This is a genomic window from Neorhizobium sp. NPDC001467 (assembly GCF_050275975.1).
Classification (GTDB): domain Bacteria; phylum Pseudomonadota; class Alphaproteobacteria; order Rhizobiales; family Rhizobiaceae; genus Neorhizobium.
Genome location: NZ_JBNNPS010000007.1, coordinates 70,483 through 90,735, shown reverse-complemented (window position 1 = coordinate 90,735; position 20,253 = coordinate 70,483). Strand labels below are relative to the sequence as shown.

Sequence of the window (20,253 nt, the reverse complement as noted above, 5' to 3'; positions counted from 1 at the left end):
ACTCCTGTGGCGGGCGCCCGAGAAACATGACCGGCGCCAATGATGGGCGTTGCTAAGCCGCGAGAAGCTCATCAGAGGGGCCAAAGAATTCGAAATGTATCCGGCAAGGCTCAACCCCTGCTTCCCACAAGCCATTAACCAACGACCGGAGGAAAGCCTTTGGGCCACAGAGAAAGAAGTCGGCATCCGCAAAGGGCGTATGGCTTCTAAGCCAGTCGACTGAGATGAAGCCGTCATAGTCATGGCTTTGGCCAGCAACATCCAATTCACCGGGCTCGCTGTAAAAGGTGGAGACTGCAATGCTTCCATGTAGTCGAGCGAGAGAGCGAACGTGGCGGTCCATTGCGTGGGTGGAACTGTTGAGCGCGGCGTGGATGTAGTGCACCTCAAGGGCCGGGCGCTCAGCGTTAATCGTCTCAATCATACTAACCATCGGAGTGAGACCGACGCCGGCGGATAAAAGGATTACGGGTCGAACCTGATCCTTCTCCAAGAAAAAATCTCCGGCAGGTGGCGCGAGATCGACGATATCGCCGATTGTTGCAACATCATGAAGGTAGCGTGATCCGCCGGAACCCGCGGCTTCCCGCTTCACGGAAATGCGGTACGACTCGCTATTTGGCGCACTTGAGATTGAGTAATTACGTTTTACCTCAATGCCGCCATCGATATCGAAGCGTAGTGTAAGATACTGACCTGGTTGATGGCGAACTACAGGATTTCCATCAACCGGACGGAGGATAAAGGACGTAATGACTTCGCTTTCTCTAATCCGTTCCGATATGCGGAATTGTCGCCAGCCCGTCCACCCACCTAAACTGTTCTCGAGATCTAGGCGAATGCTTGCTTCGCGTTCCTTCAATAGATCGGCAAGAAACCAATATCCTTCTCCCCATGCATCCAAAAGTTCCGGAGTAGCTGCCGGCCCCAAAACATCCGCGATGGCGTCAAGCAAGGCCGTGGCGACAAAGGGATAATGTTCCGGAAGTATGTTGTAGCCGATATGTTTCTGCGCGATACGCTCGACCACGGGTAATAACGGTTCCAGATTATCGATATTTCGCGCGTACGCGAGGATCGCAGTCGCGAGTGCGTTGACCTGGGAACCGCCTTCTCCCTGATTGGAGTGGTTGAAAAGAGCCCGGATATGATCCTCGAGAAAGAGCCGGTCGTACATGGTCTTGGTGATCGCGGGCCCATGTTCGGCGAGTGCTGGAACGCTCGCCCTGATGGCCGAAATAGTATGTGCAGAAAGAGCCTTGGGCATCGGATTGTCCTTTTCACGGGCACGATTGGAGAACCCGTCGCCGACGTTGGCAACGTATGGGCTGACTTCATTCATGAAATTTTGTGGGTTAAGCCGTGCTGGACGGCTTCATAACGGCTTCGCATTGGCCATCAGTGCACGCAGCATTCCTCGCCTCACTTTTGTTAGGTTCAAGCGGAACAAGATGGCCTGCAAGTGCCATTGCGATACGCGCACCGGTTGCCAGATCGTCCTCCACGCCAAATGCATGGTGATGGATCGTACCGTCACGACCAATCAGCACGGAAGAAGGAGTACCTCGCATTCCGTAAAGCTGCATCGTTACAGGTAGTCCTGATGCATTGCGGTCGACTCCAATCGGAAACGTTATTCGGTACTCGTGGATGAATGCTTCGAGCGTAACCGGGCTCATGGCAGCATGATGCTCGAAAACGGTGTGAAGACCGATGATCTGCAGATCGGTGCCGCCAAAGACTTTCTGGATACGCTTCAACTGCGGAAGTGCATCGGAAACGCATCCTGGGCACAGGAGCTGGAAACCATGAAGCAAAACTGGCTTCCCGCGAAGCGCCTCCAAAGTAATTGGTTGTTCGCTATTGAACCACTTGTCGACAACAAGCTCGGGAGCACGTTTGGTGGTATATGTAGGCATTGGACAGTTCTCCAAAAGGGCGGGCCGCTCAACGGCCCGCCTTCAGGCTCAGTGACTAGGCGGCGGAGCGAGTGAGCTTCACCCCTGGAAAGTCGACCGGAACGTCCAGAGCGACGTTGATGTAGTTGGTAAACAGGTTCAGAGCGATGTGCGCGATGATTTCAACGATGTCCTCGTCGTCGAACCCAGCCGCGCGCAACGCGTCGAAATCTGCATCGCTCAGCTCGGCGCGTTCTTCGACCGTCTTGACCACGAAGGCCAGAGCCGCGGCGGTACGCGGATCCTCTGACCGGCCAGCTTGAGCCGCGGCCATTTCCTGGCTCGTTGCACCCGCTTTCCGGCCGAGCGCCGTATGGGCGGCAAGGCAATAGTGGCAGTTGTTACGGTCTGCGACCGCAACCGCGATTTGCTCGCCCAACTTAGCGCCTAGCCGGCCGCTACCGAGTGCGCCGAAAGCGCCCCACATGCTGTTCAATGCCGCCGGCGAGTTGGCGACCGCCTTGAACATATTCGGCACCACACCGAACGTGCTCTTGATCTGATCCAGCTGAGGTGTGACTTCAGTTGTTGCATTCGAAGGATCAATAAGGGTAATTCTGGTCATGTTCTTACTCTCTGTTAGCCTGGAGGGGAGAATGATGCCGGTTCGCCGATGGCAGTCGGCGAGCCGGCGCTTGCAAGGATTACTTTGTGGACGGAACCTTGCCGGGCAGGCTGAGGTCGCCGGAAGCAATCTTGAAGACATCAGTCACGCACAAAAGTGGTGCATGCAGGTTTCCGTTGACTTTCAGACCCGCGGTCACGCCATCAAAAGACGCACCCTTGATACCGTTGATGAGCGATAACGGAATCTCGACATCGACCGTATCGCCAGTGAACGTCGTGGGATATTCGGGACTATCGATAAGGAGCGGGACGCCGGGCCAGGTCTTTGGCACCTTCGGCTTTGTACCTTTCGGAATGTCGACAACTTTCAAACCGGCGCCGCATGCCTTGTCCTTTGTCAGGACCACCCAGTGCGGATGCCAGATATGACGGTTCTTGGCGCCGTTCGCGGCGTCGTCGAAGTCCGGGTGGAAGGTGACAGCAAGCGCCACGATGCCTTGTGTCTTCTCAAAGCCGATTTCGCTGCTGTCAAGGCTTGTCGGCCAGACATAGGCGTAGACCTCCGATCCCTCGAACTTTCCGGTCGCGTCCGGCTTATCTTTACCAGCCTCGCCTCTGACGCGGGTTGAAAAGACAACGCTGTCGCCCTTCGTTGTAATCGCCGTTTCAACGATGTCGAAAGAGGCCGTCACATCGTCTTTGGCTTTTGCGGCTATCGGGTCGGCATGGGCGGAAGAAAGGCAAAGCAATGCCGTTCCGGCAACAAGCGCGCCGGCTAGGTATTTCGGGTGCATGGTGTTTGTTCCTTCTTGGTGGCCTGGAGGTTGGGACTATCCCTGTGTGAAAGCTTTCCAGGTGGCAGCCTGGCGAGCGGGATCGGCTTGTTCATGATCGCGACAATCGACCCGCAGATCACGCTGGCCGAAGGAGGCATTCACAAAGTTGCAGTGGTGCGGCGAATGATCGTCCGCGTGAATGTATGGGTCGAAAAATCGGCAGGTGACGCACATCCGCTGGAGCGGAAAACCATCAGTCTGCTGCATCTGCCGAATCATTTGCACAAGGGTCACCAGTAACTCGACCTGAACATCTTTCTCGAGGCTGCCGATTGACCGTTCAATTATCGTCGGTAAGGTATCCGCAGCGACGAGAGCGTTTGCACCCTCCTCAGTGAGGACGATATCGACGCTACGACGATCAGCAAGCCCTCGCTGTTTTCTAAGAAGGCCTTTCCTTTCCAACGCATTTATCGAGTCAGTCGCGCTCGGTTGAGAGACACCCAACTGGGACGAGATCTCTCTAACTGCAACACCATTTCGGCCTCGGCTCTCAAGAAGAGTAAGAATGGCTAGTTGCGCGGGATTGACGCCGATCGTCTTAGCCTTGGCCCAGTCGTCCATCCGCAGGGCTGTAGCCAAACGTCCCAGACCTTCTCTAATACGGTAGTTGATGCTCAGCGGGTTTTTCGGTGTTTCCATGCGTCATATATACATAGGACTCCTATCTATTGCAAGTGTTTTCCTGGACCTCGTATTTTAATTTCAACTAACTGCCTTCATCCGGCATCGAGGCCTGCAGAAGATTGACAGCCCTGTGGAGCTCGCGGTCATCGAGAGCCGCAAATCCCAGGCGGAACGACTCGGGAGCACGAGCGATATCGAGCGCAAACTTCATGCCCGGCAAAATCGATAGGCTGATCCGGGCTGCATTCTTTGCCCAGGTTTCAGCGCTCAATCCGGCACGAAGTCTAAGCCAGATTGCTAGACCGCCGACCGGAAGGTCGAAATGAGCATGGCTGCCGAGGTTTTCTCGAAGTAACCCGGCTACCACGTCACGCCGGTGATGGTAGATGTGGCAAGCCTTCCGGGCATGCCTGCGAATTGTTCCGTCCGCAATGAGATCGCCCAACGCCTGCTCCAAAGGTAGGTCGCCCTGTCGGTCGATAGCCTCCCGAAGGTCGGCCATTCGTTGCAGCGTCGCACGCGGAGCAACTGCGTAACCAATGCGGATGCCCGGCGCGATAAGCTTCGACAGTGAGCCCAGATAAATGATTGGCGGTCCGCTGTTTTCATCGGCCGCCAGTGGCAGGATCGGTGGCCCCGCGAACCGATATTCATGATCATAATCATCCTCGATAATCGTTAGACGATAGCGGCAAGCAATCTCCAGCAGCCGACTGCGTCTGGAAGAACTCATGGTCACAGTGGTTGGGTATTGATGATGCGGCGTGACGTAGACTGCCTTGAGGTCCGGCTGCGAGCGCGCCATTTCTTCGAGATAATCGACATCGAGCCCTTCTTCATTAACCGGCACGCCCCTGATATTGGCGCCCGCCGCTTGAAATGCCGACCATGCGAGCGGATAACCGGGCGTCTCGACGGCGATGCTCATACCCCGCTCTCCAATCGCACTTGCCGCGAGAAAGAGTGCCATCTGGCTACCTCGCGTGACAAAGACGTTGGCAGCCCGAACGTTAAGCCCACGATCATCCTTAAGATAGAACGCTAAAGCCTCTCTGAGAAATGGCGTACCCATCGGGTCGCCATACGCATTTTCACAAATGAATGTCGGCGAAACGATCGCACGGCGGAAGGCCTGTCCGAGCGCGACGGTGGGTGCAAGACGCGTGTCTGGTATGCCGTCCGAAAACCGCACACTAGGCGGCTGCACCGCCTGTCCGTATATCGGTTTCCGGGAAGCGGGTGGAGACAGGCGCGTTTCCCTGCCGAAATCCGGCAATGCACGAGCAACGAAGGTCCCTCGAGATGGAGTCGCGGCGAGCCAACCTTGCGTCAACAATTCCTGATAGGCTGCATCCACGGTGTTTCGATTGAGCTTCAGTGACTTGGACAACGATCGCGTACCGGGAAGCGGATCGCCGGGCTTCAGCCTTCCTCGTTCGATTTCCCCGATGATAGATCGCGCGAGAGCAAGAAAAATCGGCTCGCGTTCGTCTCGAACCACGTGAAGAGCCAAGACTGTCCCTTTACCCATCAAAACCTCGTCCGCATCGCTCCACGAGCCGTGCTTTCCCTACTGAGCTTGCAGCCGCCGCGTCCAATCCTCGACCGCTCGTGTCTCAATCCTCCTGGCAGCATACGATCGCCATTTTTCCGGCAAAACGGATAGAGTGCTGATTTGTCGGAGCTCGTCGATGTTCTGACGGTCTACGTAAAATGCATTCCATAAACGGTGGACAGTCCACGCCGGAGCAATTCGATCGATGAGGTCCAGTTGATCACCCGACTTCAAGGTTCCGGGTTGCAGAACCCGGTAGTACCAGCCTGTCATCCCACTATCCTGGACCTTCCGCGCCATATCGTCGGTTTCGAATCTGATGTTGAGCTTCCAACATGGCTGCCGTCCTTGACTGACCTGCAAGATAGCACTGCCGATCCTGAATATGTCGCCAACTGCGACATCGAATTCGGTTAGACCCTCGGTCGACAGGTTCTCGCCGAAAGCACCAGGCTGTCGCAGTACATCCTTGTCTCCGATTATTTCGCGCCACTGGTGATAATGCTCCGAGGCGTAATGGTGAACTGCTTTGTCAGCACCGCCATGGTGCACCGTGTCGCCTTGCCCATCACCGACAAACCCGTTGACCGTTAGCTCGACGGGGCCGGCGACTGGAGCTTTATCGATGCCCGAAGATACCCCACATTCCCCGAACGGGCGGACAGCGCCCAATAAGATTTCATCAACTTTCGTCGGCACAGGACCAACCTCCGGTATTCGGGGACTGGGAGGAATTACAACGCCGTATGCATGGATTAATCGGCCGGTTTTTTATTGTTCGGTAGGCCGGTATCGGTCCATCGTTCACCTGGTCCACATCTTCTTCGGAATCCGGCCCTCCATTATCCAAACCGGTTGATTGACTGTAGTCCGGTGGCTTCAAAAGAGATACGAAATGCTCAAGACCGCAGTGGCGATACGACACGTGTATTTCGAAAATTTGGGAGCGTTCGAAGCCGTTTTGCCGCCGGCAGGCTACAAACTGCATTACCATGATGTGGGTGTTGATGACTTGGCAGCGTTGGATCCTGTTGGGCCTGATCTCCTGTTCATCTTAGGTGGCCCCGTCGGCGTGTATGAGGCGGCGCTTTATCCATTCATATCGGAGGAGCAGGCGCTGATATCGGCGCGCTTGCGCGCCAGTCGTCCGACGGTTGGTATTTGTCTTGGTGCCCAGCAGATAGCGGCGGCATTGGGTGCAAAAGTCGCTCCCACTGGTTTGAAAGAAATAGGATTCGCACCGCTAAACCTTACTCAGGAAGGTGCAGAAAGCCCACTTAGACATCTGGCAGGCACTCCAGTTCTCCACTGGCATGGCGACGCGTTCGATATCCCGCCGGGAGGGACCAATCTCGCCACCACGTCAAGATGCTCCAATCAGGCTTTCACCATTGGATCGTCGGTTTTAGGGGTGCAATTTCATCCTGAAATAGACGCGTGTGGTGGAATGGAGGAATGGCTCGTAGGCCACGCATTTGAATTGGCGGCTGCAGGGGTTGATCCGCGTACAATCCGCGCCGATGCCAAGCGATACGGTCCGGTTCTGCGCGACGCTGGTCGAAGAATGCTTAGCGAGTGGCTTACCCAGTTGGGCTAAGGTCCTCTTGCTGGCCATAACGATCAGGACCCAAGCGATTGTCGGTCACGTTGGAACAGCGCCGCTCTGTACCCAATGCAATCGCAAGGCATATCGGTTGTTGCAATTCCCACTGCCCTTTTTTCTAATCGTCCTCAGTACCTCGCGTTTCGTGGGGAAGTCTTCTATACAGTTCTCGTGCGAGCGGTACTGGAAGGTGTAGAGGAAAGTGCGGTAGCAACCCCGCGGCCCATCCGACCTTGCGGGACAGGTGGCCCACTTACTGCCCTCATTGCCGTAAATGGAGCGAAAGGACTCGATATTCGCAAATCCATTCTAGCTGCGATTGTTCGCACCTATATGATCACGAGCAGACAGAACATGCGGGAGTAAATGAACCTGTCTTGTTTCCCAACGAGTATCACCCAAGCCCTGGACACGGAACCCGTTGGTGAGCAAAAGACCGGCTAGCAAGCCGGTCTTCCTCAACGCAATGGAGGGGAGCTACTTTGAACGCAGCCCAAGGGAAATTGCGTAAGCTGTCGTGCGCGCTGAAAATATCTCATCGGTCGGGGCGTCTATTCCGGCAGCTAGAAGCCCAGGATCAAATATAGTTTCGTCACAGGTAGTGTTTGGTTCCAACCCAGTAACAGCAATGCTTCCAAGCGTGACCGTCGGGTGCGTATCTTCTTCATTCCACCGAAGCGTAACGTCGTCCCTACGGTCAATAGGCTGAGCCAACAGGGCAATAATGTCAAAAGTTGCTGGACCGTCCCCCAAGCGATCTGTTAGTTCGGAAACCAGGAAAGACGCCGGTTTATTCGCAGCTTCGGCGTCAGAAACTGTCAATTCACCAGCGCGGGGCATGACCTTGAACTTGAACGGCACCTTGGATCCATCATTGTTGGTGCCAGTGAAAACGTGAACGCCCCAATAAACGATACCGGCATAGCTTGCAGGCAACAGCTTTTCTTTGATGAAGTCAGCCTGACGCATCGTTTCCGGGTTGTTACGCGTAAAGGCAGCGATCCGTGCTGGATCAGGTTTGCCATCTGCAGCCGGCGCACGTGCCTGAAGGAAGCCAAGCATCTGATCGAGCGTCTTTGCAAAATGGACAGGTGCGTTTTCGAAAAGCAAATGAGTTTCGTCGTTTTCTGACAGGATCTTGATGGAGAATCCTCGTAATGCCGTCTTTGATGTGTCGGCGACCTTGGGATTACCGCCACTGACCGAGAACCGACCGATCACAGGCCAAGGCTGGGTGAAGCTTTTAGAGATTGTGACACGATCGACGTTCGGTGCGGGGGTGTAGGTCCCATGCACACACTGGCCCTTCGCAAATGTAGCTCGGAAGCCTTCAGGATTCCCAGCGACAGTCTTGAGTGCCTCAACGATACTTTTAGCATCCGCAGCTACAACTTCATGTGCGAACCCTGTGTATGCGACAGCGGCGAGGCCACCTATCAACGCCGCTACATGACGGTTTAGACTTTTCATTTTCATCCTCCCAATGCACGCAAGGAACCGCGTATCTGCGTACCCGGGAAGATCTCGGATTTTAGAACTTTCCTCACCGTCCGGATTGTTTCGCGGCAATAGGCCGGATGCGCTCGTGTGGCCCAGCTTTGTTTACGAACCCGGCACGCTGCGCCGTCTGGTGGAGTGGGTAAAGTACCCGCCACTGCTCAGAAGAGCCTGATGGCCATTGGGCCATCATGAGGGAGATGGGACATGACTAAACTAACAACTGTATTCGGCGCGCCTGTTGCCGACGACAACAACACGATGACAGCGGGCCGCCGCGGCCCTGCGCTTCTACAGGACGTCTGGTTTCTGGAAAAGCTGGCGCATTTCGATAGGGAGGTTATTCCGGAGCGCCGTATGCACGCCAAAGGCGCCGGTGCTTTTGGAACGTTCACCGTAACACATGATATCACTCGCCTTACGCGGGCCAAAATTTTTTCGCAGGTTGGCAAGCAAACCGAGATGTTCGTGCGCTTCTCCAGCGTGGCCGGCGAACGCGGCGCAGCGGACGCGGAACGTGATATCCGCGGGTTTGCAATGAAGTTTTACACCGAAGAGGGGAACTGGGATCTCGTCGGTAATAATACCCCAGTTTTCTTCATTCGTGACCCTCTGAAATTTCCAGACCTCAATCACGCGGTGAAACGCGATCCGCGCACCGGGATGAGAAGCGTAAATAACAATTGGGATTACTGGACCCATTTACCGGAGGCCTTGCATCAGGTCACGATCATCATGAGCGAGCGCGGAATCCCTAAGTCCTGGCGCCACATGCATGGGTTCGGCAGCCATACATTCAGCTTCGTCAATACCCAGAACGAGCGGACCTGGATTAAATTTCACCTTCGCACGCAGCAGGGCATCGAAAACATTTCCAATGACGAGGCTGCGGTAATCATTGGTAACGACAGAGAAAACCATCAAAGAGATCTATTTGAAAACATCGAATCTGGGAATTTTCCTCGGTGGAAAATGTTCATACAGACCATGACGGAGGATGAAGCGGAGTCTTGTAAGTTTAACCCTTTCGACTTGACCAAAATCTGGCCCAAGGCGGATTTCCCTCTTATCGAGGTAGGTTACGTTGAGCTGAATCGGAACCCTGAGAACTTTTTCCAAGATGTCGAGCAGGCCGCATTTTCCCCGGCAAACGTTGTTCCGGGTATAGGTTTCTCTCCTGACAAAATGCTTCAGGGCCGTCTCTTTTCCTATGGAGACACCCAACGTTACCGACTTGGCGTCAACCATGCGCAGATTCCAGTGAACGCACCGAAATGTCCTGTCCATTCTTATCATCGAGACGGTGCCATGCGTGTGGACGGAAACGGAGGTCGCAGTACGCACTATGCTCCAAACAGCTTTGGAGTGTTGCAGGACCAGCCAGACTTCTCAGAACCACCACTGAGGAGCGGGGGCGCGGCGGGACGTTGGGATCATCGTGAGGATAATGACTATTTCACCCAGCCAGGAAACCTGTTCCGTCTGATGGATGAAAGGCAACGCGCGATCTTGTTTGAGAACACTGCGCGAGCAATGAAAGGTGCAGACCGAGCGATTATCGACCGCCATATAGCCAATTGCGCTATGGCAGATCCGCTCTACGCGTGCGGAGTAGCTCGAGCGCTCGCGAGCTTGGCGCCGGATGAGGCAGCGCATTCAGCATTCGAACCGGCTGTGGAGTAGACGATGTGTGCTGGCAGGGTCGCGTTTTTCGGCCCTGTCACTCCAACCTCATACTTCATTAGAAGTATAACTAGTTCCATAATCTAGCTTACGCGACTTTCTTTAGCCGGCTAAGCTACAATGCTCTTGCCTGGTATATGCTTGGCTGCAACGTGGCTGCTACTTGTCGCGGGAAATATAGGAGGTCCAGCTATCCCCGGCCGAGCTATCGCCTTGATGAATCAGCCCTGTCCCGCTGCCTTCAAAATCAGGCCAGCAATCTCGCGCGGATGCGACAGTAGCGAAACATGACTGGCGGATAGCTCGACCGTTTCTGCGCCCATTCGCTTGGCCATGAAGCGCTGCAGCTCAGGATCGATCACTCTATCGCGGGATGAGACCGCGTAAAAGCTCGGCTTCTCACGCCAAGCAGCATGGCTGGTCCTCGCGTCGGTCAGCGACTTACGGAAAGGCCACTGGGCAGCGAAGAGCGCACGCGCTTTCGCGGGCGGCAGATCTGGAGCAAAGTCGTGGAGAAACGCTTCTTCGCTCAACCTCCCTTCGTCGCCGTCGAAGACAATTCCGGCGGAGGCTGGAGGCGTTGGATATCTGGCGGCAAGTTCCTTATAATCTTCGCCCGCATCGGGTGCGCGAGCGGCCACGTAGGCTAGCGCCGACACGGACGAGTGGACGCCGGCTTCGGTGACGATAATGCCCGAGAATGAATGGCCAGCCAACACGGTCGGACCGCTCTGACGATCGAGCACCTTAGTGCAAGCGGCAACCGCGTCCGCTAGTGACGTTAGCGGGTTTTGAACGGATGTGACATTCAGCCCCTGTGCCTGCAGGAAGGGAATAACCTCCAGCCAGGACGAGCCGTCCGCAAACAAACCATGGACCAACACCACGTTGCTTGCCGGTACTGCCTTTCGGGGTGCGGCAAAAGCTTCAGGCGCTTGAAGCGTTGCGCCGAGGGCCAGCACCGAACCGGTGAATGTTCTTCGATTAATCATCCTATGGACCTCCATGATACGTTGACTCTCGAGCGCGTCGGATAAGAAAAAAATGGAGTTTGCCGGATAGAGGAATCCACATGGTGAACGCAGAAAACCGCATGGCTCCTCAATATCCGGCTTCGTTTCAGCACTACCAATCGAGACGTTCGTCCCGGTAATCGAGATAAAGGTTTTCACCCGAGCTCATATGGATTTCGACAACATCTGCGATCCCACGGACGCTTGGTTCCAGTTCGATTTCAGCGTTAACTGTGCCGTTTAGCGTACCCATTGCCGTGCTAACCCAGCCAGGGTGAATGCACAGAACAGTGAGGTTACTTTTCCTGTTCTCGGCATAGATCCCGCGAGCCAGCATGTTCGTCGCCACCTTGCTTGCGCGGTAGAGTTCGAGCCCCCCTTCGAGGTTAATGGTGATGCTACCGCGGTGAGATGACATGAAGGCCAGCGTACCATCGGGCACTAGTGTGCCCAGAAGGCGGCGAGCGAGCCTTACAGGACCGAACGTGTTCGTCAGCATGATTTCGGCAAATTCTTCATCGGTTGCCTCAAGCACGCTCTGATGCGGTGCGCCCCAGATGCCGGCATTCATGAAAATCACGTCGAAGCGGCGGTCGCCAAGTGACTCGAGGAAGGACGGGATTTGGTCAGCGCTCGTGACGTCGACGTTAGTGATCGCAAGGCGATCCGGGTCCGCTTCGCCCACGCGACGAAGCTCGTCAGTGTCGGCGCCAGATCTTGAGGTTCCGACTACAGTCCATCCGCGATCGAAAAACTGCTTCGCGAGCCCAAGGCCAAGACCACGTTCAGCGGCCACAATTAGGATTGCTTTCGTCATTGCTGGTTTCCTTTTCAATCAGATTGCCGTGTAGCCGCCGTCCGCCATTACCAATGCGCCCGTCATGAAAGCCGACGAGGGCGATGCGAGGAAGGCGATGACTTCTGCGATGTCCTCCGGCAGGGCGACACGCCCGATGGGATGGGCGCCGCTGTAGCCTGAAAGGGCAGCCTTGCTGTCTTCGACGATACCGTCGAGAATATCAGTAACGACGACGCCTGGCGCGACGGCGTTTGCCCGGATACCGCGATCACCATATTCGACTGCGATAACTTTGGTGAGCTGGGCGATCGCGCCCTTGGAGGCGGCATATACAGACGTGTCCTTCATGCCCACCGCCGATACGATTGAAGCCACGGTGACGATGACCCCCGCCCCCTGATCAATCATGACCTTAACGGCTTCTCTTGAGTGCAGAAAATTGCCGCGGGCGTTGACGGTCATAATCGCATCCCAGTCGTCAACGCTCATGTCGATCAAGGCCTTGTTCATGGTCCGGCCGGCATTGTTGACTAGGATGTCAACCGCACCGAAACGTTCCTTTGCCAGCGCGATCGCACCTACTGCCGTCGCCTCATCAGCAACATCTCCGCAGAACGTAGCAATCTCGGTTGAGGCGATCTGGGCCACCGCCGGATTGACATCACTTGCGACGATGCGAGCACCCCTCGCCGCTAATAACGATACGGTAGCATGGCCAATCCCGCGCGCCGCACCGGTCACGACAGCGACTTTCCCTGTTAAATCCCAATTATCTGGTTTGATTAGCGACATTTCTCTTCCTCCGCGAAGTCGGTGCTACGCGTGACTGCGTCCCAGGCATCAATTTCATCAACGAGCTGATCGATTTTGCCGCGCGCACGCCGTAGCGCGTCGCTTCCCAAAAGCAGGTGTAAAGGCGGTTTTTCGGCGTTAACAAGCGTGATGATCGCCTTGGCCGCACGTTGGGGATCGCCCGCCTGTCGTCCGGCTGCGGCGTCAAAAGCAGCGCTGCTCCGTCCGATTGTATTGGCATAATCCACGTCGGCTACGTCGCTTTTGCGGATAGAATGTGAGGACAGGAAATCTGTCCTGAAGGCGCCCGGTGCAACGGCCGTTACTTTGATCCCAAGCGCATTGACCTCGAGCGCAAGAGCGGCAGAAAGACCTTCTAGCGCTGATTTTGCCGCACTATACAATGCCGAACCCGTTGAGGGGGCGCGCCCAGCGATCGACGTGATGTTGACAATATGGCCTTTGCCCTGCCTGCGAAGGTGCGGTAGGGCTGCTCGGATAATCCGGAATGGTGCAAAGACGTCCACAGTGAATAAGTGCTCGACCTGGGCATCTGTAGCGGCCTCCAGAGCACCCAAAAGGCCGTATCCCGCGTTATTGACGATCACGTCAATTTCCCCAACGAGCCCGAACGCGTCAGCTACAGCCTTCTCGATTTTTGGACCGTCCGATAGATCGACGTTGAGAACATGCAAAATGCCATTTTCGTGATCTATGTCAGATTGGCCTGACCTAATAGTTCCGATGACCGTATCGCCTTCGGCAAGCGCCGCCACTGCCAAGGCGCGTCCCAGCCCGCGTGAGATCCCTGTGATAAACCAGGTCTTCATCTGATGCTCCCTGTTCTTCGCGATGCCCATCAGTTAGCGCGCCAGGAAAAAAGTTATAATGCTCGAAAAACATACAGCCGTTGTTAGATTAGCTAACAAATTAAAGGGTGGGTGATGAACGGTCTTCTCTTAAGCCAGGAATACAATCGGCTTCGTGCTTTCATCGCGGTTGCAGAATGCCTCAGCTTCAGCCGAGCGGCCGACCAGCTCGGCGTCTCTCCGTCCGCACTCAGTCAGATGATCAAAAGCCTCGAAGATGAGGTTGGTATGCGGCTGCTGCACCGAACAACCCGCAATGTCTCTCTCACCGAGACAGGTGAAAATCTTTTTCAACGTGTGCGGCCGGCCGCATTCGAGCTTGGGCTTGCGGTGACTCAGGTTCGACAGTCTGGTGAAAGACCCGCGGGAACCGTCCGTGTCCACACGTTTAGATCCGCGTACCAAAAACATGTGGAGCCGATAGTCGAGGCTTTCACAGAAGCCTTTCCGGATATCGTGTTGGACATGACGCTAGACGACGAAGTCGTCGACATTGTTGCTGGCGGCTACGACGTAGGTCTGCGTATAGGTGAAGTCATTGAGAAGGATATGGTCGCCGTACGGCTCGGACCGGAACTTCGACAGGTCGCAGTCGCTACGCCCGGCTATCTCCAACGCTACGGCTACCCAGAGCATCCGCGTGATCTCGTCAACCATCGCTGCATACGCTGGCGCTGGCCCGGACGGGCAACACCCTATGCCTGGGAGTTTTTCGACAAGAACGGATGGTTCAGCGTGACGGTCGATGGCCCGCTCATATTCAGCGATAAGGAGAGTGCACTAAACGCGACCCTAAGAGGCATCGGGATCGGGTTCCCAGTCGAGGATGCGGTGTCAGCATACATTGGAAAGGGAAGCCTTGTTAGTATTCTCGACCAGTGGTCCGCGCCTTTTCCAGGGCTCTTCCTTTGCTATCCCCAACAGCGCCGAATGGCGCCGGCACTGCGCGCTTTCATCGACGTCGTGCGCGCAGGGCCGCCGCACTCACAAGATAGCAGTGCAGACATCCCGTAGTCTGATGAACTCGATGCCCACCTCAGCTCAAAGCGTCTTTGTTCCCGTAGCTATCAGTGCCGTCGCAGGTAGTTCTGTCCTGCCATTTTGGCTGAACTCTTCGATTATCTCCAGAATGACCTCATGGACCATACTGCGCTGTGCGCCGTCCAGGAGAGCGTATGGTGCCATGTAGCCGTGTAACGCGGCCATTTCATCAAGGTAAGCGGTGCCTGCCGGGCCGGTCCAAAGGGCGTCGACTTCTGTCACAGCAACATCGGTAAAGCCTGCAGATTGCATTTCAGCGGCCAAACGAACTGGATCTGAGAGAACAACCAAGCCCTCTGGGGGCGCAGGAGGCATTCGGTCAGGAAACAGAGTACGTAGAGCCCTCCCCATCACAACAAAAGGACCGCCTCCTGGAAGAGTTTTCCATGTGGCAACGCAGCCCTTGCCGCCGCGACGTACTACCCGCGCCATTTCTGAAAGTCCGCGGCGCCAATCATCAAACAGAATAACGCCGAAGATTGAGAAGGCGAAATCGAAGCTATCGTCTTCCATCTTTAGGGCCTGACCGTCCATTAGGTCTGCTTTTGCGTCGGGAAACGCGGCAATCCGGTCTGAAAGAAGATCTATCATCCCGGGGGCGTGGTCTACTGCCAGAACATGGGCTCCACTGAAGGCTGCAGGGATGGCTAATGCGCCCGTCCCGGCTCCTACATCCAACACCCGAGCTCCAGATTTGACGCCTCCTACCCGCTTGAGTGCCTCGACCGCAACTGGACCGGTTATCCGGTTCGCTGTCATTTCATAGACGCGTGCGAAGTCGTCGGTCATGTGAGGATTGCTTGCGGGGGTCGTGCGTCCCGGCAGCCACGTTCCATTATTCGACGGTGAGCTTGACATAATTCTCTAATCCTAATGAAGGCGCTGAAATTTGTTTGGTTAGACGAGTAGTCTCTCGATTTGTGCCACTCCGAATTTAGGGGCGAAGGAAGACAAAACCATTTCGGCCCGGAGCTTCCACAGCAGCGACGGCTGCTTGTATGTCTCCAAACTCAAAGATTTTATGTGTTCTGAACAGCGACGGAAATGCGCGGGACACCTCGAATGCCGATCTGATATCCTCGCTCTGCTGTTCCAGCGATAACTCAGAGAACCACCGCGTAAATACTACTCCTCGGATGACGAACTGATGACCAACGACCTCCAGCGTGTTGATGTCTAGCGTACCGCCACCGAGAGCTCCGTAGCTGATGATTGCGGCATCATCGGCCAGAAGTGTTGCGAGTTCTGAAAGAATCTTGCCCGAGACGCAGTCCAGAACCCCTACAATCTTTTTTCCAGCACAAGTATCGGTAACCTGGGACCGCCATGTCGGGTTGTCCATCGCAGCGACTACCACGTCCCCAAGGACTTCCTTGATACGAGCGGCGCTGGCAGCAGTTCGGGCTAGACCGATGCCTTCTATCCCCTCCTCTCGAAGTAAATGAAGGAGCAAACTGCCCACAACCGTGTTGGGGCCGGTTACGAGAACCGCGCCTTGAGAAAGATCGATTTGCGGAACAGATTTTCGCAAGCCACGAATGGCCATTCGCGCCGTGACGAAATTTATCAGAAGTTGCGCAGCCACATTATCCTCTATGTCCGACGGCACCGGAATACACGCTGCCGCCGGAACCACTACTGTTTCCGCCCAGGACCCGCTGGCAGGGAATGCAATCACACGGTCACCAACCGCCACCTTTGAGTAGCCCGAGACATTCGCACCGATCGACCTGACCATCCCGACAGCCTCCGAACCCCGCCGAATATGCGGGGGATGTTCAGGCTTATTGAGCTCAGATCGAATAAGAACAAGATCGCCGTAGTGAACGGGGGTGAGCAGCACGTCGATCGCCACGGAATCTGGCTGTAGGACGGTATCGACTGCGCCGATCTCCATAAGCTGCAGCGCCGTCGCCGGTTCGCCGGTATCAATCTGAACAACAGCCTTCATAAGGGCACTCCCGTGATATCTTGCTCTATGCAGGCGAAAGCCTTAATGATGATGCTTATCATTATTGGGTTCGCAAAGTACCTTTTGTCAAGCCTCCTAAGGAGTCACCATGCGGATAAAGAAGGAAGCAGCCGAGGAGAATAAACGGAACATTCTGGAAACCGCTTCGAAACTCTTCAAGACCCAGGGGGCGGAGAATGTTTCAGTCGGAGACCTCATGAAAGCCGCGGGTTTCACGCATGGCGGCTTTTATAATCACTTTGAATCGAAGGCTGATCTGACTTCACAGGTTGTACGATATGCCTTTAAACGAGCGCTCTGCGAAATTGAGTCCGGCCTTCGACAGGGAAAACACTCAGTAGCGGAACGGCTTACGAGCTATTGTACTAGCGAACACCGCGATGACCCAGACGGCGGCTGCCCAACCGGCAGCCTGCCTGTCGATGTCGCGCGCCTACCAAAGGAATCTCAGAAAGCATTTGCGGACGGTTTGGAACGCTACCTGGTACTTATACAGGGCGACACGACCCGGCTAGACCTCAGTCGAAAAGACGCGATCGCGACATTGTCAATGTTGGTCGGTGGCATCATATTGTCGCGTGCCGTCAGGAACGGTGATCCGTCGTTATCGGATGAAATCTTACGGAGCGTCCACGACAACTTGGACCTGTGATGCCATCCAACGCATGCTGGGAGCCAAAATTAAACCTTATGGAGTTGGCTCCAGACAGCGAACACATTGTTGCACTCGTGCTCGAAGCGCGGGCCGTACTGTGTAGTTTCGATCGGCTGCCCCTTCGCAGTAGCAAGCCCACCGCATTTGCGTGTCAGGGGTTCGCTGCGCCGTAAATCGCATCGTATATGCCATCCCGTTCCGCTTGCCTTTCCAACCGAGCTCGCTGAACCAAGACTTCACCTCCCGCATGATCACGAGCTTCCAACAGGCCCAAAGCTTCAGAAACAAATTCTTCGACGTCCATGCCGCGAGGATCCGAGGCTTGGCTTGGCCCGTTCAGTTCCGTCCGGACGTAGGGCGGAACCAACTCTAAAACTTCTACTGGAACGTCTCGCAGCTGTCGGCGGAGCGATTGCACCCTTGAATGGAGAAACGCCTTGGTTCCGCAGTAAGTTGGAAAAATAGCCTTAGGTACAAAGGCTAGAGACGATGTCGCTACCAGTACAGTGGTCTCTTTTTGCTTCATAAAATGTGGCAGGAACGATGCTATTAGTCGCAAAGTTCCGGCTTCCAGTACGGGACTCTTTAGCCCTGCCGCTTTTTCGTACGCCTTTCGACAGGTCGTGGGAATAAGTCCAAAGAACTTTAGCAAGACACCACAAAAATATCACTGAACCTTGCTGCGGCGAATGGGAGGCGACAGCCGGCTCAGCGGAACAGACGATCTTGAAACAACAGCGGCGCGACGAGTTCCGGTCTTCCGACATAACCTAAATTGTCGTAGCCTGAGAACGGCAATAAGCGTCGAGCCCACCAACTAGCTCATCGAACACCACCCGGTAGCGCGGCGTGGCTTTCAGGTCTTCGTGCATTGCTATCCATGTCTGCATGGAAAATTGAAAACGAGTAGGTAGAACGCGAACTAGATTTGCGTCTCTTTTCGCAAGACCGACTTGCGCGAAACCTATGCCAACGCCAGCGCGTATGGCCGCGAATTGAGCCACGTTGCTGTCGCAACGATAGATCCAGTTCAACGTATCGACAGGCGGGAAGTCCGGCATTTGCCTACCGATCGTTTTGATCGCCGACCTTATGAATTCTGTTTGCTGATCATAGCCAATGAAACGGTGTTCTTGGAGGGACGCTTCCGTTTCAGGCATTCCGTGTTGCCTTATATACTCGCGGTGGGCGTACAATCCGATCACAACTGAACCGACGCTCTTGATAACGAGCGCCTCTTGTGTTGGCGGCGTCATTCTCACGGCGATATCTGCCTCCAGGTGAAGCAAATCTTCAACTGAGTCGGAAATTGAGAGTTCGACCGCGATTCCGGGGTAGCTGTCCTGAAGTCTTTTCAAAATTGGTGGCAACACTTCTGTACCCATGACATCACTGGCGGCTATCCGAACTGTGCCTGCGGGTGCCTTCAGATCTGCGGATGCCAGACGCAGTATTGCGCCTGTGGTATCCGAGAGCACTTTCGCATAAGGAACAAGGCGAAAGGCGACTTCCGTTGGGATAAGGCCGTGCCGCGACCGCGTGAACAAACTGTGTCCGAGCGAATATTCAAGTGATTCAATGTGCCGACCTGCCGTTGGTTGTGTCAGTCCCAAATCACGGGCCGCGGCGGATAACGACCCGGTGCGCACAATCGCTAGAAATGTGCGATAGTGATCCCACGATGGCCCATTCATTTTTGAATATCCGCCCTACGAAAAAAGCTAATTCCGTATACCATGCAATCGAGTGACACTCCATCGACAAACAAAGGAGTGGTCGACGATGAGTGCTGCAAAACATAGTTCAGAGCCTGGCGTCGCTCTCGTCTTAGGAGCGACTGGGGGGATTGGCGGACACCTAGCGAGAAAGCTCAACGATAGAGGCTGGTGTATCAGAGCGCTCCATCGCGATGCGCGGAGAAATTCACAACTCTTGCCCGAGTATCAGTGGATCCAAGGTGATGCTTTACGGATCGACGACGTGCTTCGTGCCGCCCTAGGATGCGAACTGATCGTGCATGCAGTTAACCCGCCCGGTTACAGGGAATGGAGCGAACTCGTGTTGCCAATGATGGACAATACGATCGCTGCGGCAAAGCACGAGGGAGCGCGCATCGTACTACCCGGCACGGTATACAATTTTGGCCCGGATGTTTTCCCAGAGCCAAATGAGGAAAGCCCACAACAGCCGGTCACAGCGAAGGGGAAAATCCGAGTCGAGCTCGAGCGACGCTTGGAAAAAGCCTCTGGCCAAGGCGCAAAGGCTTTGATTGTCCGCGCCGGGGACTTTTTCGGCCCATTGGCTGGCAATAATTGGTTTTCGCAGGGCCTCATTAAACCAGGCATCGCTGTAAAGAAAATAGTATCGCCCAATGCACAGGGGGTGGGACATCAATGGGCATACTTACCAGATGTTGCGGAAACTATGGCTCGGCTCATCGAAAGGCGGCACAAGCTACCAACGTTTGCAAGGTATCATATGGAAGGCGTATGGGACCCTGATAACTCGCGAATGGCAGACGCTATAGAGAAAGCGGTGGGATATAAAGTCGCGCGAAAGCGCTTCCCTTGGTGGCTGCTACGGCTAGGGTCGCCTATTTCTCCCCTTTTCAGAGAGATCCTCGAGATGCAATACCTGTGGAAAATCCCATTGCGGATGAATAACTCAAAGCTCGTGTCCGAGATTGGGGAGGAACCCATGACCCCTTTGATTGAGGCAGTCAAGGCTACCCTTATAGCGCAAAGCTCAATGCCTCGATGCGATTAAATATGAAGAGCTCGACCGGG

Annotated in this window: 21 protein-coding genes; 5 read left to right on the top strand and 16 right to left on the bottom strand. The window is 55.1% G+C overall.

Translation table 11 applies throughout. The annotated features are described in order from the left end of the window. Window positions 1-52 precede the first annotated feature (52 nt). From hmpA to ACQKKX_RS15165, 7 genes are all read right to left on the bottom strand, one after another. A complete protein-coding gene (hmpA, locus tag ACQKKX_RS15195) occupies window positions 53-1,267 on the bottom strand; it encodes an NO-inducible flavohemoprotein (RefSeq protein WP_427571848.1) in 1,215 nt (404 codons plus the stop codon). Between the two features lie 88 nt (window positions 1,268-1,355). After that, window positions 1,356-1,919, bottom strand: coding sequence for a peroxiredoxin family protein (locus ACQKKX_RS15190; RefSeq protein ID WP_427571730.1), 564 nt, complete (start codon window positions 1,917-1,919; stop codon window positions 1,356-1,358). A gap of 55 nt (window positions 1,920-1,974) precedes the next feature. Further along, window positions 1,975-2,523 carry a carboxymuconolactone decarboxylase family protein gene (locus ACQKKX_RS15185; protein ID WP_427571728.1) on the bottom strand — a complete coding sequence of 183 codons (549 nt, stop codon included), beginning with the start codon at window positions 2,521-2,523 and terminating at the stop codon, window positions 1,975-1,977. 79 nt (window positions 2,524-2,602) lie between these two features. After that, entirely contained in the window at window positions 2,603-3,319 is a 717-nt protein-coding gene (locus ACQKKX_RS15180) for a hypothetical protein (RefSeq protein ID WP_427571726.1), read from the bottom strand. A 36-nt stretch (window positions 3,320-3,355) separates the two neighbouring features. Beyond that, the gene (locus ACQKKX_RS15175; protein ID WP_427571724.1) at window positions 3,356-4,003 is read right to left on the bottom strand and encodes a MarR family winged helix-turn-helix transcriptional regulator; all 648 of its coding nucleotides are present in this window, start codon (window positions 4,001-4,003) and stop codon (window positions 3,356-3,358) included. A gap of 67 nt (window positions 4,004-4,070) precedes the next feature. Continuing rightward, window positions 4,071-5,501: a PLP-dependent aminotransferase family protein gene (locus ACQKKX_RS15170; RefSeq protein WP_427571723.1), complete on the bottom strand. Its 1,431-nt coding sequence runs from the start codon at window positions 5,499-5,501 to the stop codon at window positions 4,071-4,073. 57 nt (window positions 5,502-5,558) lie between these two features. After that, window positions 5,559-6,242 carry an MOSC domain-containing protein gene (locus ACQKKX_RS15165; protein ID WP_427571721.1) on the bottom strand — a complete coding sequence of 228 codons (684 nt, stop codon included), beginning with the start codon at window positions 6,240-6,242 and terminating at the stop codon, window positions 5,559-5,561. A gap of 196 nt (window positions 6,243-6,438) precedes the next feature. Here ACQKKX_RS15165 and ACQKKX_RS15160 point away from each other — a divergent pair, with 196 nt between their 5' ends. Further along, a complete protein-coding gene (locus tag ACQKKX_RS15160; RefSeq protein ID WP_427571720.1) occupies window positions 6,439-7,140 on the top strand; it encodes a glutamine amidotransferase in 702 nt (233 codons plus the stop codon). Window positions 7,141-7,623: 483 nt separating this feature from the next. Here ACQKKX_RS15160 and ACQKKX_RS15155 read toward each other — a convergent pair whose 3' ends face one another. Beyond that, a complete protein-coding gene (locus ACQKKX_RS15155; protein ID WP_427571719.1) occupies window positions 7,624-8,616 on the bottom strand; it encodes a catalase in 993 nt (330 codons plus the stop codon). A 234-nt stretch (window positions 8,617-8,850) separates the two neighbouring features. Between ACQKKX_RS15155 and ACQKKX_RS15150 the strand changes: the two genes are divergently transcribed. After that, the gene (locus ACQKKX_RS15150; protein WP_427571717.1) at window positions 8,851-10,326 is read left to right on the top strand and encodes a catalase; all 1,476 of its coding nucleotides are present in this window, start codon (window positions 8,851-8,853) and stop codon (window positions 10,324-10,326) included. Window positions 10,327-10,547: 221 nt separating this feature from the next. Here ACQKKX_RS15150 and ACQKKX_RS15145 read toward each other — a convergent pair whose 3' ends face one another. The 4 genes from ACQKKX_RS15145 to ACQKKX_RS15130 all read right to left on the bottom strand — a co-directional run bounded on the left by ACQKKX_RS15145 (window position 10,548) and on the right by ACQKKX_RS15130 (window position 13,760). Then, a complete protein-coding gene (locus tag ACQKKX_RS15145) occupies window positions 10,548-11,318 on the bottom strand; it encodes an alpha/beta fold hydrolase (RefSeq protein ID WP_427571847.1) in 771 nt (256 codons plus the stop codon). A gap of 133 nt (window positions 11,319-11,451) precedes the next feature. Further along, complete coding sequence (locus tag ACQKKX_RS15140) at window positions 11,452-12,156, bottom strand: SDR family NAD(P)-dependent oxidoreductase (RefSeq protein ID WP_427571715.1); 705 nt, start codon at window positions 12,154-12,156, stop codon at window positions 11,452-11,454. An 18-nt stretch (window positions 12,157-12,174) separates the two neighbouring features. Continuing rightward, a complete protein-coding gene (locus ACQKKX_RS15135; RefSeq protein ID WP_427571714.1) occupies window positions 12,175-12,930 on the bottom strand; it encodes an SDR family NAD(P)-dependent oxidoreductase in 756 nt (251 codons plus the stop codon). Beyond that, a complete protein-coding gene (locus ACQKKX_RS15130; protein ID WP_427571712.1) occupies window positions 12,921-13,760 on the bottom strand; it encodes an oxidoreductase in 840 nt (279 codons plus the stop codon). Before ACQKKX_RS15130 ends, ACQKKX_RS15135 begins: the two co-directional genes overlap by 10 nt. Before the next feature lie 114 nt (window positions 13,761-13,874). On the opposite strand from ACQKKX_RS15130, the gene ACQKKX_RS15125 reads away from it, so the two are divergent. Further along, window positions 13,875-14,813, top strand: a complete 939-nt coding sequence (locus ACQKKX_RS15125) for a LysR family transcriptional regulator (RefSeq protein WP_427571711.1) — start codon at window positions 13,875-13,877, stop codon at window positions 14,811-14,813. 27 nt (window positions 14,814-14,840) lie between these two features. Here ACQKKX_RS15125 and ACQKKX_RS15120 read toward each other — a convergent pair whose 3' ends face one another. Continuing rightward, a complete protein-coding gene (locus ACQKKX_RS15120; protein WP_427571709.1) occupies window positions 14,841-15,629 on the bottom strand; it encodes a class I SAM-dependent methyltransferase in 789 nt (262 codons plus the stop codon). A 145-nt stretch (window positions 15,630-15,774) separates the two neighbouring features. After that, window positions 15,775-16,791 (bottom strand): alcohol dehydrogenase catalytic domain-containing protein, encoded by a 1,017-nt coding sequence (locus tag ACQKKX_RS15115; protein WP_427571708.1) that lies wholly within the window; start codon window positions 16,789-16,791, stop codon window positions 15,775-15,777. A 109-nt stretch (window positions 16,792-16,900) separates the two neighbouring features. Between ACQKKX_RS15115 and ACQKKX_RS15110 the strand changes: the two genes are divergently transcribed. After that, on the top strand, window positions 16,901-17,464 hold the full coding sequence (locus tag ACQKKX_RS15110; RefSeq protein ID WP_427571706.1) for a TetR/AcrR family transcriptional regulator: 564 nt from the start codon (window positions 16,901-16,903) through the stop codon (window positions 17,462-17,464). Between the two features lie 154 nt (window positions 17,465-17,618). Here the strand turns inward: ACQKKX_RS15110 and ACQKKX_RS15105 are convergent, their stop codons facing one another. Then, a complete protein-coding gene (locus tag ACQKKX_RS15105) occupies window positions 17,619-18,026 on the bottom strand; it encodes an SDR family NAD(P)-dependent oxidoreductase (RefSeq protein WP_427571705.1) in 408 nt (135 codons plus the stop codon). A 211-nt stretch (window positions 18,027-18,237) separates the two neighbouring features. Further along, window positions 18,238-19,161 carry a LysR family transcriptional regulator gene (locus ACQKKX_RS15100; protein ID WP_427571703.1) on the bottom strand — a complete coding sequence of 308 codons (924 nt, stop codon included), beginning with the start codon at window positions 19,159-19,161 and terminating at the stop codon, window positions 18,238-18,240. Between the two features lie 88 nt (window positions 19,162-19,249). Between ACQKKX_RS15100 and ACQKKX_RS15095 the strand changes: the two genes are divergently transcribed. After that, complete coding sequence (locus ACQKKX_RS15095; protein WP_427571701.1) at window positions 19,250-20,233, top strand: NAD-dependent epimerase/dehydratase family protein; 984 nt, start codon at window positions 19,250-19,252, stop codon at window positions 20,231-20,233. Window positions 20,234-20,253 lie beyond the last annotated feature (20 nt).

Bases quoted from the DNA above. Each gene is read 5' to 3' on its own strand.
- hmpA (WP_427571848.1), bottom strand. From the start codon at position 1,267: ATGCCCAAGGCTCTTTCTGCACATACTATTTCGGCCATCAGGGCGAGC.
- ACQKKX_RS15190 (WP_427571730.1), bottom strand. From the start codon at position 1,919: ATGCCTACATATACCACCAAACGTGCTCCCGAGCTTGTTGTCGACAAG.
- ACQKKX_RS15185 (WP_427571728.1), bottom strand. From the start codon at position 2,523: ATGACCAGAATTACCCTTATTGATCCTTCGAATGCAACAACTGAAGTC.
- ACQKKX_RS15180 (WP_427571726.1), bottom strand. From the start codon at position 3,319: ATGCACCCGAAATACCTAGCCGGCGCGCTTGTTGCCGGAACGGCATTG.
- ACQKKX_RS15175 (WP_427571724.1), bottom strand. From the start codon at position 4,003: ATGGAAACACCGAAAAACCCGCTGAGCATCAACTACCGTATTAGAGAA.
- ACQKKX_RS15160 (WP_427571720.1), top strand. From the start codon at position 6,439: ATGCTCAAGACCGCAGTGGCGATACGACACGTGTATTTCGAAAATTTG.
- ACQKKX_RS15155 (WP_427571719.1), bottom strand. From the start codon at position 8,616: ATGAAAAGTCTAAACCGTCATGTAGCGGCGTTGATAGGTGGCCTCGCC.
- ACQKKX_RS15150 (WP_427571717.1), top strand. From the start codon at position 8,851: ATGACTAAACTAACAACTGTATTCGGCGCGCCTGTTGCCGACGACAAC.
- ACQKKX_RS15145 (WP_427571847.1), bottom strand. From the start codon at position 11,318: ATGATTAATCGAAGAACATTCACCGGTTCGGTGCTGGCCCTCGGCGCA.
- ACQKKX_RS15140 (WP_427571715.1), bottom strand. From the start codon at position 12,156: ATGACGAAAGCAATCCTAATTGTGGCCGCTGAACGTGGTCTTGGCCTT.
- ACQKKX_RS15135 (WP_427571714.1), bottom strand. From the start codon at position 12,930: ATGTCGCTAATCAAACCAGATAATTGGGATTTAACAGGGAAAGTCGCT.
- ACQKKX_RS15130 (WP_427571712.1), bottom strand. From the start codon at position 13,760: ATGAAGACCTGGTTTATCACAGGGATCTCACGCGGGCTGGGACGCGCC.
- ACQKKX_RS15125 (WP_427571711.1), top strand. From the start codon at position 13,875: ATGAACGGTCTTCTCTTAAGCCAGGAATACAATCGGCTTCGTGCTTTC.
- ACQKKX_RS15120 (WP_427571709.1), bottom strand. From the start codon at position 15,629: ATGACCGACGACTTCGCACGCGTCTATGAAATGACAGCGAACCGGATA.
- ACQKKX_RS15115 (WP_427571708.1), bottom strand. From the start codon at position 16,791: ATGAAGGCTGTTGTTCAGATTGATACCGGCGAACCGGCGACGGCGCTG.
- ACQKKX_RS15110 (WP_427571706.1), top strand. From the start codon at position 16,901: ATGCGGATAAAGAAGGAAGCAGCCGAGGAGAATAAACGGAACATTCTG.
- ACQKKX_RS15100 (WP_427571703.1), bottom strand. From the start codon at position 19,161: ATGAATGGGCCATCGTGGGATCACTATCGCACATTTCTAGCGATTGTG.
- ACQKKX_RS15095 (WP_427571701.1), top strand. From the start codon at position 19,250: ATGAGTGCTGCAAAACATAGTTCAGAGCCTGGCGTCGCTCTCGTCTTA.